Source organism: uncultured Victivallis sp. (genome assembly GCA_944389935.1).
GTDB lineage: Bacteria > Verrucomicrobiota > Lentisphaeria > Victivallales > Victivallaceae > Victivallis.
In genome coordinates, this window is record CALXOE010000038.1 from 21925 (window position 1) to 37884 (window position 15960).

General features: G+C 63.5%; 11 protein-coding genes. 3 read left to right on the forward strand and 8 right to left on the reverse strand.

All coding sequences use genetic code 11. The features are described from left to right. Positions 1–84: 84 nt before the first annotated feature. Genes hisI through Q0J85_RS11330 form a run of 3 tightly spaced genes read left to right on the forward strand, consistent with a single transcriptional unit; the run spans position 85 to position 3748 of the window. The gene (gene hisI, locus Q0J85_RS11320) at positions 85–468 is read left to right on the forward strand and encodes a phosphoribosyl-AMP cyclohydrolase (RefSeq protein WP_294481563.1); all 384 of its coding nucleotides are present in this window, start codon (positions 85–87) and stop codon (positions 466–468) included. Then, positions 465–2600 carry a D-alanine--D-alanine ligase gene (locus Q0J85_RS11325; RefSeq protein ID WP_294481565.1) on the forward strand — a complete coding sequence of 712 codons (2136 nt, stop codon included), beginning with the start codon at positions 465–467 and terminating at the stop codon, positions 2598–2600. The genes hisI and Q0J85_RS11325 overlap by 4 nt, the downstream gene beginning before the upstream one ends. Further along, entirely contained in the window at positions 2597–3748 is a 1152-nt protein-coding gene (locus Q0J85_RS11330; RefSeq protein ID WP_294481567.1) for a redoxin domain-containing protein, read from the forward strand. The genes Q0J85_RS11325 and Q0J85_RS11330 overlap by 4 nt, the downstream gene beginning before the upstream one ends. On the opposite strand, the gene Q0J85_RS11335 is transcribed toward Q0J85_RS11330, so the two are convergent. The 8 genes from Q0J85_RS11335 to Q0J85_RS11370 form a co-directional block, all read right to left on the reverse strand. Beyond that, a complete protein-coding gene (locus tag Q0J85_RS11335) occupies positions 3742–6303 on the reverse strand; it encodes an FAD-dependent oxidoreductase (RefSeq protein ID WP_294481569.1) in 2562 nt (853 codons plus the stop codon). The two genes, Q0J85_RS11330 and Q0J85_RS11335, sit on opposite strands and share 7 nt — an antisense overlap. 127 nt (positions 6304–6430) lie before the next feature. Continuing rightward, on the reverse strand, positions 6431–7096 hold the full coding sequence (locus tag Q0J85_RS11340) for a hypothetical protein (protein WP_294481570.1): 666 nt from the start codon (positions 7094–7096) through the stop codon (positions 6431–6433). A gap of 2 nt (positions 7097–7098) precedes the next feature. Further along, positions 7099–8013: a hypothetical protein gene (locus tag Q0J85_RS11345; RefSeq protein WP_294481573.1), complete on the reverse strand. Its 915-nt coding sequence runs from the start codon at positions 8011–8013 to the stop codon at positions 7099–7101. Continuing rightward, positions 8013–8852, reverse strand: a complete 840-nt coding sequence (locus Q0J85_RS11350) for a hypothetical protein (protein WP_294481575.1) — start codon at positions 8850–8852, stop codon at positions 8013–8015. Before Q0J85_RS11350 ends, Q0J85_RS11345 begins: the two co-directional genes overlap by 1 nt. Continuing rightward, on the reverse strand, positions 8852–9727 hold the full coding sequence (locus tag Q0J85_RS11355) for a MotA/TolQ/ExbB proton channel family protein (protein WP_294481577.1): 876 nt from the start codon (positions 9725–9727) through the stop codon (positions 8852–8854). The genes Q0J85_RS11350 and Q0J85_RS11355 overlap by 1 nt, the downstream gene beginning before the upstream one ends. Before the next feature lie 24 nt (positions 9728–9751). After that, a complete protein-coding gene (locus tag Q0J85_RS11360) occupies positions 9752–11107 on the reverse strand; it encodes a hypothetical protein (RefSeq protein ID WP_294481580.1) in 1356 nt (451 codons plus the stop codon). Positions 11108–11109: 2 nt separating this feature from the next. Beyond that, entirely contained in the window at positions 11110–14136 is a 3027-nt protein-coding gene (locus Q0J85_RS11365; protein WP_294481581.1) for a hypothetical protein, read from the reverse strand. Positions 14137–14144: 8 nt separating this feature from the next. Beyond that, on the reverse strand, positions 14145–15960 hold a 1816-nt coding region (locus Q0J85_RS11370; RefSeq protein ID WP_294481585.1), incomplete at its 5' end, for a hypothetical protein.

A 15960-nucleotide genomic window follows, 5' to 3' on the forward strand; every position in this document is an offset into this window, starting at 1 on the left:
GTCGCCGAACTTGCAAAACGACCGTTCGCGGGGCACATTATAAAGATGATGGTCAGCAACCCAATCAACAATATGAGGCATAAGGTGATCGAACTCGATTTTGAAAAATCCGGCGGCCTGATTCCGGCGATCGCGCAGGACGCCGACGACGGCACCGTCCTGATGATGGCCTATCTCAACCGCGAAGCGTGGGAAGAGACCCTCGCGACCGGGCGCGCAGTCTATTTCTCGCGCAGCCGCAACAAACTCTGGCGCAAGGGCGAAGAGTCCGGCAACGTTCAGATCGTCCGCGAAATCCTCGTCGACTGCGATCTCGACACTGTGATCTTCAAGGTCGAGCAAAAGGGCGGCGCCGCCTGCCACACCGGACACCGGAGCTGCTTCTACCGCAAACTCCAATCCGGCTCCCTGGTTGAAACCGCCCCCGCCGTCTTCGATCCCGCCGCAGTTTATGGAAAGCAATCATGAAATCCCAGATCGAACTGATCCGCAATGAGTTCCCGGATCTGACCATACGCGCCGACGTGCCGTATGCGGAACTCACGACCCTCGGCGTCGGCTCAAAACTGCCGTTCCTCGCGGAAGTCGCCGACGAGAAACAGCTTGCCGCGCTGCTCGCATTCACCTCGAAACAGGGGATTCCCCTCTTCATCCTCGGCGGCGGCACCAACCTCGTCGGAATGGACGCCCCCTGCCCGATGCTCGGCGTGCGCCTCTCCCGCGAGGGATTTTCCGGATTTGAGAAAAATGACGCGGGTGTCTGCGCGGGCGCGCGCATGCGCCTGCCCGACCTCGCGCGCCGCGCTGCGGAAGCGGGGTTCGGCGGACTCGCGCCGCTCTCGGGCATTCCCGGCACCCTCGGCGGAGCGCTGCGCATGAACGCAGGCGCTTCCGGCGTGCAGATCGGCAGCCTCGTCCGGGAAGTCGCCGGATTTTACTTCAATGGAACTCCCTACCACGCGAAAACCTCCGAGATCGAGTGGAACTATCGGCGCAGTTCGATTCCGGCGGATGTGGTCATCACGCGCGCCGTGCTCGAACTCCCGGCGGCGGATTCCGCCGCCGAACTCGCCGCAATCGAGGCCGAAGTGCTCGAACGCCGCCGCCGCGAACCGGCCGGCCGCAGCGCCGGGTGTACGTTCCGCAACGTCTCGGAACTCGATCCGGCCGGGCGGCTCATCGACGAATGCGGACTCCGGGAGTTCCGGCTCGGCAAACTCAAAGTCGCCGCGGAACACGCGAATTACGTCGTCAACGCCGGCGGTGCGAGCGAAAAAGAGTACGTCGAACTCCTCTCGGTCATGCGGCGTGCGGTCGCGGAGAAACACGGGTTTTACCTGCTGCCGGAAGTGAAGTTCCTCAATCCGCAGTCGGAGCGGGATGTGCTCGACTCCGCCCGGCCGCCGAAAGTCAATGTGCTCTACGGCGGCACTTCGAGCGAGCGCGAGATCTCCCTCAAGAGCGGCGACGCCGTCGCGCGCGCACTGCGCAACACCGGATTCGCCGTCACGCTCACGGATGTGAAAGAGTGCCGTCTCTACCCGGAAATGCGTGACGCGGATGTGGTCTACCCGGTCCTGCACGGCGGATTCGGCGAGGATGGGGAAATTCAGAAGGTATTTGAAGATAACGCATTGCGCTTTGTCGGATCCGGCAGCAAAGCGAGTCTTCTCGTGATGGACAAGATCGCGAGCAAACGGCTTATGGACCGGTTCGGTCTGCCGACCGCAAAGTGGGGAATCGTCTCGGCCCGGCAGCCGCATCTGCCGGATTCGCTGCGCTATCCGGTCATTCTGAAAGCCCCGATGGAAGGCTCGACCATCGGCATCAGGAAAGTCGATTCCGCCGCGGAGTGGGAGCAAGCCCTCGAAGAGGAGCTTAAATTCGCCCCCGAACTCCTCGTCGAAGAGCACATCGACGGTGTTGAGATCACCGTTCCGATCGTGAACGGCCGCATCCTCCCCGCGATCGAGATCAAAAGTCCCCACGGCTTCTACGACTACGACGCGAAATACGTCTACAAGGACGGTCACACCGAATACTTCTGCCCGGTGCGGACACTTTCGCCCGAAACGGTTCAACGCGCTTCCGACGCGGCGTTCGCATTCTACCTCGGCGCGGGGTGCCGCGACATCCTGCGTGTCGACTTCATCGTCGGCAGGGCGGACGGCGTACCGTACATGCTCGAGGGGAACTCCCTGCCCGGCTGCACCGCGACAAGTCTCGTGCCGAAAGCCTCGAGAGTCTCGGGCGTGAGCTTCGAGCGCATGACCTCGACCCTCGTCTACGCCTCGCTCAAGCGGCCGCGCCCCGTCGCAGCCGCGCCGGCGCCGATGCCGGCGGAGACAACCACGCCGCGTTCCGAACCGGCCGCGCCCGGCGCGCGCACGGGTATGAAACCGAACCCGGTGCTGCTCAGACTCTGCCGCTGGCTTTTCCGGCTTGCGCTCGTGCTCTGTGCGATGCCGATGCTCGCGGGAGGAATTCACGGTTTGCTCACGGGAGTTCCGGCGGCGTGGATTCTGCTGGTCAACGGACTCTTCCTGCTCTGTGCGGAGTGGATTTTCAAATGGTTCAACTTTCTGGAGAAAAAAAGATGAAGAAATCTCAAGTTTTCAGTGCGGCGCTGGCCGCTCTGGCTCTGTGTTTCAGCGTTCACGCCGCGCCGCTCCCGGCCCCCGGGAAATCGGCGGCGGCGACCGGGTCGGCCGCACCGGAACTCGACGTGGCCGCCTGGCCGCAGGGGAAACCGGTCAAACTCGCCGACCTCAAGGGAAAGAAGTTCGTCGTGCTCTTCTTCTGGACCCTCAGCGAGCAGGGAACCAAGTTCTTCCCCGACGTCGCCCGGCTTTCAAAAGAGTTTGAAAAGAAAGACGTCGTCTTTCTCGGCGTCGGGATCGACTCGGCGGAATCGATCCGGGAGTTCGTCCGGCTCAAGGAGCTGCCGTTCCCGGTCGCAGCGGACGACCGGCTCAACAGCGTCAACCTCTACATGCGCGAACGCGACCGGGTTCCGATGGCCGCCGTCATCGACAAGGAGGGGCGTCTCGTCTGGCGCGGCTCCCCGGCCGTGCTGGAAGCGGCCCTCAATGAGATCACGACCGGAAAGTACAACCTCAAACAGAACATCGAACGCGAAATCTTCTCCCAGTCGGTCATGGATGCGATGAAGATCCGCGACTATCCGACCGTTCTCAAACTTCTGAACGCGGAGCTGGTCACCTATCCCGACAACATGGAGCTCATCTCCCTCAAGACCCGCCTGCTCGCGACGCTCCTCAACCAACCCGACGAAGCGCTCGAGTTCCTCAACGAGAACATCAAACGCGATCCGAAGAACCTCAAACTTCACGAGATGGGCGTCATCGTCCTGCGGGACGAAGAGCGGTGGAGCGACTTGACCAAATGGTTTGACCGCATCATCAAGGAGTTCGCCGATCAGCCGATCCTGCTGGTCAAATTCGCCCAGCAGGAGATGAATCAGCCCGTCGAACAGCTCCGGCTCGAGAACGCCTACAAGCTCTGCCGCGCGGCCTACAACGCGCCGAAATTCAAGAACGACCGGGAGAAAGGGTTCATCATCGGCGAGTACGCCCGCAGCCTCTACTACTGCGGACGGCCCGACAAGGCGCTCGAAGTCTCCAAAGAGGCGATGGTCCTGCTCAAAGGGACTCCCGAATTCGAGAAAGCGAAATCATTCGTCACCTACTACAACAAGGTGCTCGTGATCTCGCGCCAGATTCAGTGAGTCTCCCCGGCGCCGGCGAACAGCGCATACCAGGTCTGCACGGAATTCCGGTAGTCGGCCAGCACCGCGGCGGCGGTCTCCGACGCCGGATCGCAGTTCGCCAGCGCTTTTGCCGTGTACAACTCCTTGAGCTGCGCATTGCGCACCGACGTGTCCACGGTCGACCCGCGCACCCCGTCGAGCACCGCGGCCATATCCCGGAATGCGTGACCGCGGAAGTTCTTCGACTTGAGCAGTCGCTCCAGATCCCCCGCCGCCGCAGCACACGGATGCGCGAGGAAATAGAGCGCCACCGCCCGGAAGTGCGAAAACTCCGAAGCCGGGGAGAGTTCTCCCAGTTTCTCCAGCACCTGCTCCTCCCCTCCGCCGATCCGCGCCAGCGCCATGATCCACACATCGACCACAGAGGCGCTCCGGCCGAACTGCCCCATGCCGCGGTAATTCCACCCGTCGTCCCACGCCGACGCGGAGAGTGCGCGCACAAGCTCGGCGCGTCCCGCGTCGTTCCCGAGGAACGCCAGCAGCGCCGCCGTCTGCGGCGCGGGTTCGGCGGCAAAGCGCCGCAGAGCCTCCTCCACCGCCCGTTCCGGATTCAGGAACGCAGAGGCGATCTCCAGATGAGAATCGTTCTCCTCGAATCCCGCCAGGGAATCCCCGGTCTCGAGAATGGCCGGCGGCAGAATCCCGCGTTCCACAAGCTGCTTCTGCAAATCGCGAATCGGAATCGCGCGCAGCGCCGTTCCCGCTTTCGCAGCCATCGCGGCGGCGGCACCGGCGGCGTACCCCTGATTCTGAACGTCCGGCTGCATGCGGACCAGCGGCATGCAGTCCCGGTGGGCGCTGATCCCGAGTCCCGTGACCAGTATCCCCTCCCAGCCCTGCGGCAGCAGAGCCCGGTAAGGAACGTTCGCAAAATAGGGCTGGTGTTCCGCCGGCTGCAGCAGAAACATCGGATGGCAGACGAATCCGTGCGTATCGAAGTTGCTGCGCGCCACCACCACCGTATCGTGGTACTGCCGGTGCGCAAAGAAATCCATCGGCTGAAGCTCGATCTCACCGACGATGCGGCGGCGCTCGCGCGTGTCGAGCATCGGCGCAACGTCGAAGTGACCGGCGAATTTTTCATGTGCCATCGTAAACGCCGCCGTGGCATCGACCACATCGCTGTCGCAGATGAACAGATAATCGGTGTTGAAACAGGGCCGGTCCAGCTCATACGGCGGCAGCCCCGCTCCCTGCACCGCCGGTTCGGTCTCGACCAGCGGCCGGGTCGGCGCTCCGGCCGCCGCGGCGAGATCCGCATTGCCGCTGGCGTCGACGCAGACCGCCGCCCCCACCCGGCAGACCCCCCACGGGCCCGCCAGAATCGCACCACACACCCGCGTGCCGTCGCGCAACGCTCCGACCGTGAACGTGTTGTATCGGACCTCGCAGCCGGAACGGAACAGCTCGCGATTCAGCCACGCGCCCTTGCGCTCGAACGGGGAGTGTCCGCGCAACGGGACGTACCCCTCCGCCGGAGCCATCGCCCCGACGCCGGAATCGATCTCCTCGGTGAATCCGCAGCAGTTTCCGAACCAGTAACTTGCAATTCGACCCGCCGTGCAGATTCCGCCCGGCATCGAGAGCTTCTCCGCACAGAGCACCCGCGCACCGTTCCGCGCCGCGGCGATCGCCGCCGGCGCTCCGCCGGTCCCCGCCCCGCAGACGAACACATCGTAACGCGCATCAAACGGCAGTGAATTGAGTTCAAACGGAACAGCCGGGCACTTCCGCCAGCGGAACAGCGTCTCGAACGACACCGCATCCCCCCGCCCGTCGCTGGCGCCGTCGCCGGAGGGAGTGCACGCGGCGGCCCGGCCGAACGAACGGCCCGGAGTCGGCGAGAAAGCGTTTACCTGTGACACAACCTCCTCCTCATCCGGAAGTTCCGCACGGCCGCCGTCCTGCTCGAATGTCCAGATGCACTCATCCGCGAGCCGAAGCGTCTCCGGAGTCCATGCCGAGGTCCGCATTTCGAGATCGATCCGCGCGAGCTCCGCCGTCGAACCGCTCTCCAGCCGAAACTCCCTCTCCACCCGGCGGAATTTCATGCCGCAGTCGATCACGTTGAGCGCCACCCGGCAGCGCCCCTGCCGATTCTCCGGAATCGGCGCAAGCCCGTTGACCACTGCGCGGGCCTCGACCGCGAAAAAGCCGCTGCGCCCCGCGAAAAGCTGGCCGCAGACCCGCCCCGCCCCGTCGTACATCGGCGCGACCGGGCGGTTCTGGAACAGATACTCGACCCCGGCGGAAATCATCACGCTGCCGAGAAGCTGCTTGATCCCCGCCGGATTCGAGTTCGGCACATCGAGCCCGAACTCGGAAAAACGGCGCGCTCTCTCCGGCGAAAACTCGAGTGCCGCGCAGAAATCCTCCCCGAAATAGTGGTACGGCGTCACACAAAAGACGCTCAGCCCGCGGCGGCGCAGCCGCAGAGCCAGTTTACACAGATCAAATGAACCGCCGATCAGCAGAACATCCGCCGCGGCAATGACGGGAACCTCGATTCTCATAACATCCTCACTCCTGAATATCGGGATAAAACGCTGTTTCCTATTAACATAACCCCTCCTTCACCCTGATTCAAGCGGGGGACAGCCTCGGAGAAACCGGATTCTTTCCCTTTCCCGCGCCGGGTCGTCACAGGGAATCGAACTCCGCGAACCGGGCCTCCAGCAGGGAAAATCCCCCGTTCCGATACCGCACCCGGCAGGAGTACCTGCGACAGAATTCACGCCCCTCCGAATCCTCCACGACGACCACCCCCGTGACCTGGTACGTGTCGTCGGCGAGCGGCTCGATCCCCGTCCGTGCGACACCGAATTCAGCGAACGTGCAGCGGGGATGGCGGATCAGCTTCCGAACATCTCGTATCGTCTTATTCCACAATATCTTCCGATCTTCCGACAACGTTCTGCGTTCCGTCGAGTTCCGCTCGATCAGCCGCTCGGAGAGCCCGCGGGAGGAAGCGCCCCGCCCGCCCGGGACCCCCGTTCCGCCCGGAGCCGATCCATCCGCTGTGCCCGCCGAACCGGGAGTGCCGCCCCCCGTACGCTCTCCGCCGCCCGACGACTTCGGACGCTCCGGCTTCCGCTCTCCGCCGCCGGGCTGTTCCGCACGCTCCGGCTTCCGTTCTCCGCCGCCGGGCTGTTCCGCACTCTCCGGCTTCCGCTCTCCGCCGCCCGAACGCACTTTTCCCGGGGGGGCTGCCGGCGGCGGATCCGCCGGTTTGTCACAGCCGGAAATCACCGACAGAAACAGGAGCGCCGCCGCGAGAAACCTAATACCGATTTCAAACCGTCTCATTTTCACTCCGACGCTGAATAATCCGCCCGGTCAACAAGCCGCAGCAGAAATTCCTCCGTGATAATCCAGTCGAGCCGGAACCCGTTCTCCCGGAAGCGCCGGCGCAGACCGGCGAACACCTCGAACGAATCAGGATCGACAAAACATCTCACAAAATACCGCCCGCGATCGACGTCCGCGAACAGCCGCGAAAACTCCGCAGAACCGATATCCCCCGAAACCGGCACCCCGTTCCGCGGGATCAGCGTGAGCAAATTCCCCTCGCGCCGGACCTCGACCTCCCGGCAGCTCAACCCGCCCGGGCCGAGCCGGTGCAAGGCATTCCCGCTCAAAATGATCGTATACGGCTGCAGGTTCGTCGGCTCGCTCTTCGCAAACCGGATTCGGCGGGGACGCTGCGCGGCTTCCTCTTTCTTCAGTTCCTCCCGCTCCTGAATCCGCCGCTCGCGCTGAGAATGCTCTTCCCGCAGAGCCGCTTCGATCCGCTGCTCCTCTTCCTGCAGCTGTTTCGCTCCGGCGGCGTTCCTCTCCCGCTGCCGGGAGATCTCCTGCTCCAGCGCCTCGAGCTGCGACTGTTTTCCGGCGGCTTCGTTCTCGAGCGCGGCGGCTTCCCGCAGCGCTTTCCGGAGCAGATCCACCTCTTCCCGGGAGTTCGCATCGTCCCGCACAACGTGCGAATCCGAAAGCCGGAGCCGGGTCTCCATCCTCCCGATCTCCTGCTCAAGAGCCGCGATCCGCCGCCGCTCCTCCTCCAGCACCTGCCGGTCAAGCTCCTGCGGCGACGCTTCGGAGAGCATCCGCGACACCGCCGAAACCATCAGCACCATGCTGATCGTGATGAACATGACCCCGCCGAACGTATTGCACATCGTGTCCAGCAGCAGCTCCAGACTGTCCGGTAAATGACGCCCCGCCATCAGAAACAAAACTCCTTTTCCAGCAGCGGGTCCATCCCGTATCCGTAAGTCGGCAGCCGCCGGGAGAACTCCCGGAACAGATACTCCGCATAGGACGCCCCTCCGGGCTTGATCAGAAACAGAATGTAACAGCCCGACGCCGGATATCGACCGAGCTGCGTCAGAAGTTCGCCGATCTCATCGGTCACCGTCACCCCGCTGAACCGGATCCCGTGAACCTCCGGAGAGGAAAATTTCTTCCAGCGAAACCCCTCCGCCCCGCATTCGACCAGAATCGGCTCGGTATTCCGATCTCCCTCGAACTCAATGGACACGGCATTTCTCTTTTTCCGGATCTCCTCCCGCAGCCGCTGATTCTCCACCCGCAGCGCCTCCCCGCGACTCTGCGCCTCGCGCGCCTCCCGTCGCCGCTCCTCGAGCTCCTGTTCCCGGCGGGAAAGTGACTCGGCCTCCGCCGCGGACTGCGTCTGCGCCTCCCGCGCCTGGAGCAGTCGGCGATCCACCTCCGCAACCGTCGCCCGCGCCGTTGCGATCCGCTGCCGGAGACGGCCGCTCTCGTAACGCATTTCCGCCTCGCTCATCTCCCCGACGGCGTCAAGTTCGTTCGCGAGCGTTTCGAGGCGGCGGCTCATCTCTTCCGAACGCGCCTCGAGACTCCGCCGCCGTTCGCGCAGCTGCTTCAACTCCTCCATCACCGGGGAATTCCGCTCGAACGTCCGGGTCGTCTCCATCAACTCCAGCGAGAGCAGCAGCACAAAGAGAATCATGATTCCGATCAGGGTCGTGACGATATCCTGAAAGGAAAACAGCGAGACCGGCGGATCGGAATCTTTGAACATTACGACTCGAGCTCCTCACGGATGTCGATCAGCCGCAGCCGCGAAACGATGTTCCGGTAACAGTACGACGAACATTCGTCCAGAAACGCCTCCTCCTTTTGAACGAGAATCGTCAGCAGCAGCTGGACGATCAACGCGGCTACCAGCGCAATCAGCGTCGTCTCGAACGCCACCGCCAGCCCGCCGGTCACCCCGCCCAGCGAGCTCTTGAGCTCCGAAAAATCCGCCCCGCGCGCAACCACAGCACCGAATCCGCCGATCGCCTGCGACAGCCCCAGCACCGTTCCGATGAATCCCGTGACCGGAATCGCCCAGATCAATCCCCGCGGCAGCGTGTAGGTTCCCTCCGTGTATTTCTCGTCGGCCGCGGCGAGGTCTTTGAGCACGCTCGACACATCCGCCACCCGCCCGATGTTCTTCAGATTCGCCAGCGCCTTGAGAATCCGGTTGTGCACGAGAAACCCCTCGGCCATGTACACCCGGCGGTTCAAATGCCGAATCAGCTCCGCCGAGTTCTGCGGCGAAAGAATGTAGTCCGGATCGTCCGGCAGCAGCCGGATCCGCAGCGCCCGTTTCTGAATCACAAGCTTCCTCCACTTGATGAGCAGAAACGCCAGACTCCACATCGTCAGGAACATCGTGTAATACGGAATCGTGCTCCGATTCTCCGGCCCGCCGTGAAAAAACATGTTCACCATCTGCCAGCGGTTCATCTGCCACAGCGGATAGAGCAGAAGATAAAACACCCCCGTGAACAGCAAACCCAGCAGCGCCGAGGAGAGATTCCCCACACCGGTGAACCGCCGGGCGGCAAATCCGAGCCGCGCTTCGGGATCGAGTTTCTTCCAGTTCAATTCATAAGGATGCGATGCCATATTCCCTCCTCCATCAGGTCCGATTCAGTTCCGGACGAACTCCGCGATCTCGACCGGATCGCCGATCCCGTCAAGCCGGTCGATCCGCACACAAACCCCGGTGCTCCCCGGCGGCACCCAGCCTGAAACGATTCCGATCACGCGCCCGTCCTCCAGAAAGACCGGGCTGCCGCCCGCGTTCCGCGCCGGGATGTTGTGCGAAAACAGTGTCTCCCCGGGCGATACCACCTCGGCGCTCCCCGACCCCGGCTGCGACTGGAGCTCCCCCTCCGCATACCGTGCGACCGGATCGGCCAGATCCCCGTCACCGCTCCGAAGCTGATCGAGCGGAAACCCCAGAAACGCAACTTGCCTCCCCGCGGTCAACGTCTCCAGCTCCCCGCTCGACGCCCGCGGGAAGCAGACCTCCGACCGCCCCTGTATGATCAGAACCGCGACATCCGGGCGAATGATGCGCTCCGTCGTTTTCTGAAACTCCCGGGGCAGCTGGATCTGTTTCACGGCAAACGCCTCCCCGCCCGAACCGCTCAGCCGGATCTCCACGGAATCCACCCTGAATTCTTTCGACGCAACCGATCCGGAATCGTGAGAATAGAGTTTCTGCGACACTTGTTCCGGCGCTCTGCGGATATCCTGCGCCGTCTGCGTGTCCGTGACGAAATGCCCCGGTGCAACCGCGAACGCCGTCCCGACCGGGCACGGATAGCGATTTCCATTCCGGTCGACCACCATCGCGACGACCACCCCGACCCCGCGCCGGTACTGCTCCGAAACCGGCCGGAGAGTTTCCTCCGCCGGAGTACGGCTTCCGGCGTGCCACCGGAAAACTCCCGCCCCCGCCGCCGCGAACAGCAGCACGACAACGATCGCAGCGACAATCGCAATCACAAGCCGCTTCCCGCCGCTCCGCTTCTCCGCGGCCGCAGCAGAGGGCACGGACGGAAACGGAACCACCCGCGGCGGTTCTCCCCCGCCGGGAGGACTCCCCGCTGAAATCGGATACGCATGACCGCAGGCGGGACAAAGAACCGGCTCCGCGCTCGACTGCTGCTCCGGAGTCAACCGGAAACGGTGCTGACAAACCGGGCAGATCGATATGATGAACGGCCGCAGCCCGGCCGAACCGGACTCGCCCGTCCCGGACGGCGCCTCCGCCGGGCGCAAACGGGGCTCATCGGTCCCGACCGCCCTCGGCGGCGGCGCGGACGGCTCCGGAAGCGGCCCGATATCGATCGCCTCGCGCAGCAGCACCCAGCGGGAGCGGTCGATGGAAACCGGCGTATCACCGTCGCATCTCCCGCGCATCAGAAGCTGCCGGATCCTGCCCGTCTCCAGCGGCCCCACAACCTTGCCGTTCAACCGGATAAAATAGGACGCCATTGTCACTTTTCTCCTGCGGTTAAATTCCCGGGCCAGAAAGCGGGCGGACGGAAGTCGGCGACTCCCGCCTCCGCAGCCGCTTTCCGAAACTCCGCAATCAAGCCTGCCGTATCTTCCGAATCCTCCGGAGTGAACACCACGCAGCTGCCGATCCGATCCCGAACCTCCGGATTCCAGATGATCTCATTTCCCTGAAACCGTCCGGCCAGCCAGCAACCCGAACGCTTGTCGTCAAAACACCAGACCTCCCCCGTGTCGCGCGTGATGAACCGGGATTTGCGGAACATCATCCTGCCGTCCAGCCGCTGAATCACGCCGAGAAATTTCAGCTTCCGCGCCACCGCCTCTTCGATCAGCCGAACCCGGAACCGGTTCGCCGGAAGCGCCCGGAAAAGCTCGTCGATCTTGAGCCGCGCCAGTTCCGACGCGATCCGGTCGTTGAGAAGTTCATTCTCCATGCCGTTCTCGGAGCGGTCGGAGCCGAGCAGTTCGTCGGCACTCTTCTTCAGCGTCGCATACCCCCGCGTATCGATACCGCGCACACTGCACATCGCCCCCGCAAGCCGGCTGCAGAGCTGGAGTTTCCAGTAGGGGTTGCAGTACGGATCCGTGAGGATCTTCCGGATGGCATCGACGATCTTCGGCTCGAACTGCACGCCGTCGATCCTCCGGAGCATCGCGAGCGTCCCGACCGTCAACCCCTGGTGAGGCGCGATCGCTCCCTGCAGGGCGCTCCGGTCCAGCCGGGCCGGATAGACCGGGCGGACATCCGGATAGACATCTTCGCCGATCCGGACGGACGTCCTCGCCCGGTCGACCGAAATCTCCACCGTCCGGTCGTCGACGCTCAGGAACTTCAGCTTGTTCACCCCCGCATCGTACAGCGACGAAACGTTTCCGGTCAGCGGAAAGTAGATCACGACAAGCCGACCCGTATGATCACGGAAGCTGAACATCCGCAATCGGTTGTGAATCACGTTCGCCATCAGGAGCTCAAATCCTGCAATCATTTCCCGGCGGGCTTTGTCGAAAGATTCCGCCATCTCGCAGGCGGCCCGGGCGTCGTCGAAAAACTTGACGGAGAGATCCTGAGGAATCGACTCCCGCCCCGGCTTCTCCTGATACATCATGATCGCAATCAACGCCCGGGAATCCCCCGAGAGCGCGTCGACGAACGCCCGGGCCGACGGCTGCAGACTCCTCTCCCCCAGAGACTTTTCAAAATCGGTGACCGCCTCGTTGACCGCCGACACGGTATCGGCGGCGTAGACGTTCTGCTGCAGCCGGGAGATCAGACTGAGCATCATTTTATCCTCCTCGAAATACTCGAAGAGTTTCCCGTAGGAGCCGAGAAGTTCGGCGTACTCCCGGCGGCTCTCCTCCGAGACGCTCTTCAGTGCGGAGATCTCCGCGGCTTTCTCCCGGAAGCGTTCGAGCATCTGCTCGGCCCGGGTGTAATCGTGACCGCCGAGATGACGGAAAAATCCCGCACGAATCTCCTTGAGCTCCCGGATCTTCTCGAGAAACAGCCCGTCGGCCTGCCGGACCGCCGCCGCAAGATGCCGTTTCACCTCCTCCCGCTTCTCCGCAAGCGCACGCCGGTCCTCCTCGAAGTAAACGAGCTTCTCGCAGTCGGCGAACTTCGACTCGATGTATGACGCATCCGGAAACTCCTTCTCGAGCTCCTCGTCGATCTCGGCGATCCTCGCGAGAAAATCCTCCCGCCGCGTATTGATGTCATACGCCATCCGCGAAAGCTCCCCGCGCAACTCCGTGATTTTCGCCCCGTCCGCGATGATCGGATAGTTCTCCTCGATCGACTTCAACACCGACTGCGCCTCGAGCAGCTTTCCCGATTCGATGGCCGCGCGCAGCTTCTCCGCCTGCGCGTTTTCGATCCGGATGCTCAGAACCACGTAGCCGACTCCCCCCAGGATCAGCAGCCCCGCGGCGCAGACGGCAATCAGCTTGACCGTGCGCAGAATCCGCCGGTGGCGCTCGTCGCTCTCGCAGAGCTGCCGGTACATCTCCATCCGGTCGGCGAGATAATCGGGAATCGGCTCCTCATAGGCGGCAAGCGTGGCGTACTCCCTCTCGATCTCGTCCCGGGAGGCATCGGAATCGAGCAGGAACTCCAACCGCTTCCGGGTGGCGGCGCAAGCCTGTCGCTCCGCCTCCTCGCGCTGCTTCTCCCGGAGCCACTTCCCGGCGTCCTCGATCTGCACAAGTTCTTCCGGTTCCGGCTCGTAACGGTCGTCGCCGCAGAGCGACTCCCAGCGTGTCAGAGCCTTTTCTAGCCGCTCCTGCTCGAATGCGCTGTACGCCTGATTGACCTCTTCGAGAATCGCCGCAGCCCGCTTCCGGAGTTCCGCACGGCGATGCCCGTCGAGTACCCGCCGGATCTTTTCGAGCACGATCTCCGGGACCGCGATCTGCAGTTCCGGATGCGTCAGCTCCCGCTGCAAATCCGCCAGCGCAGTGAAATCCTCCTGTTCGATCGCCGCTTTCGCCCGGTCGATCAGGTCCGGCAGCAGCTCCGTTTCCAGCTGTTTCTGATTCTGTCGCCACTCGGGGTTGCCCGGGTCCAGCGCCGCGATTTTCCGCAGCAGGCGGACCTTTTCGAGCGGATCTCCTCCGCGCGCGATGCGCCGGTACTCCGTGACGAGTTCCGTGAGGCCCGACTCCGACATGCCGGACGAAGCGCTTTTGAGCTGTTCAAACACCGCCATATTCAACTGCGGCGGCATCGGCCAGTCGTACCAGTCGCACAATTCGAGGAATTGTGCGAGCCGGGGAAAATTCAGCAGCGGAACGATCTCAAACAGCGAAGGATCCCGTTCCGCCTGGTTCACCGCCTCGGCCGTCTTCCGGCTTCCCAGCAGCATCGAACACTGCTCCAGCCGGCGGTTGGCTGCGACGCAGCACTCCGTGTAGGCTGCCAGTATCTCCCGGGAGACCGGAGAGTTCGTCCAGTCGCTCGAATCCAGAAATGCGTTGATCTGCGCAACGACCTGTCGTTCTTTCTGCATAAACCGTCCTATCTTATAAGCTCAACTTTGATCTGCGGCAACAAGTTTCTCCCCAGAACGATCTCCGGCTGTTTCAACTCCGCGAGCACCTGCGCCCGCAACTCCGCAAGCTTCGCCCGTTCCTCACCCAGAACGGATTCGACGCTGCCGGGCGAAAAGGGCTCAAACAGCTTGTTCGCGCCGAACACCTCCCCGAGCTGCTTCATCGTAGCTTGTGCCAGGATTTCCCGCGCACATCTCCCGCGTTCCTGCTGAAGATCCCGCATGATCCCGGCCCGCTCAAGTTCGAGCGACCGGCGTTTTTCCCGGCGTTTCCGTGCTTCCGTCCCGGTGTCGAGAACCTCGGCCGGGCTCGTCCACTTCTCAAGCTCACGCCCGTTGCGTTCAAGCGATTCGGAAAGTCGGCAGAACTCCCCGGTATCGAGCCCGAATTTCTCCGCGCAGACGCTCGCGACCGGCAGATCGATGCGCCCGGCGAGATACTTCCGCAGCCGCATGGCCGCCGTCTCCAACTCTTTCACCCGGGCGGCCTGACGCAGGTATCCGGGGCAGATCTGCTCGAGCGTCTCCCCGGAAATCGTAAACACCGGCGACGCCCCGGTCAGTTTCACAAATCCGGAGAGCACACGCCCCGCTCTCAAAGCGATTTTCCAGTCTCCGTCCGGGACCGGCGTGGCGCGGCCGCCATACTCCAGCAGAAGATCCCCGGAAGCGGCCCACTCCGGCGTCAGATCCGCGCCGCCCGTGAACGAGAGCCGGGAACTCCCGGGCTGAAAGTAAAAATACAGATCGTGCTCCGGCTTGAAATGGAGTCGCACGCGGCTGCCCGCTGGGAGCGTTCCTTTCCGGACTTCAAATGTCAGACGCCGTCCCTCCTGCCGGACGGTCAGCTTCACCTCATTGCCGCTGCCCGAGACCAAATTAACGTCATTGCCGCTGGAGATCCCTCCCTCCGCCCATACGCCGGAGAGCGTCCACGCCGGATCGATATCGAATGACAGCGTCACAGATTCCCCCCTGGCAAGGTTGAGAAACCGCGCCGCCTCCATCCAGGCGTACTCCGGCCGGATGAGCGGCGGTTCGGGTTTCTCCGGCGGCTTCCGTTCCGGCGGCGGCGGGGATTTCAACGGAATTTCCGCAAGTGTCTCGCGCATTTCGCCGAGCCTGCGCAGCGACTCTTTCAGTCGCCCGGACGCCTCGCGGACGGTGTTCAGATTTCCCCCCGCGCTCTGCCGGATCCGGTCCAGCTCGTCCCGGAGCGAAACGGCGGGGGAATCCGCTCCGGACGTCTCCTCCGGAACGCTCCCTGCTTCCCGCCGATGAGCCCGGCTGCGCGCCTCGAATGCCTCAAGCTCCGCCGCGAGCCGGAAGTCGGACAGACGCGAAACCGCCTGTTCGCACTTCTCCGTCAACGGCTTGAGCCGCTTGAGCTCCTCCTGAAACCGTTTTTCAACCGTGGCGATCTCCCGCACAAGGGCGTCCCGGTCGGCCGCCGTCCCGGAAAACTCCCGGACCTGCCGCCGCAACTCCTCCACTTCCGCCGCAGTCTCCGCCGACGGCGGTTTCTCCGTTCCGATCGAACCGAGCCGTTCAAGCTCCGACAACTGTGCCCGGTAGTGCGCATATTCCGCCCGCAGTTTTTCGTCCGTCTCCCGGAACTCCCGGGCGGCCGCGCAGGAGTGGACGCCGAACAGCACCCCGCCAGCCAGCAGCAGGAAAATCAAGATCACCGCAAAAATCCCGATCGCACTCCGCCGACCCGGGCCGCCCTCCTCCGGCACGCCGCCCCCGACCGCCACGGGGCGAGACCTCTTCCGCCCCGGC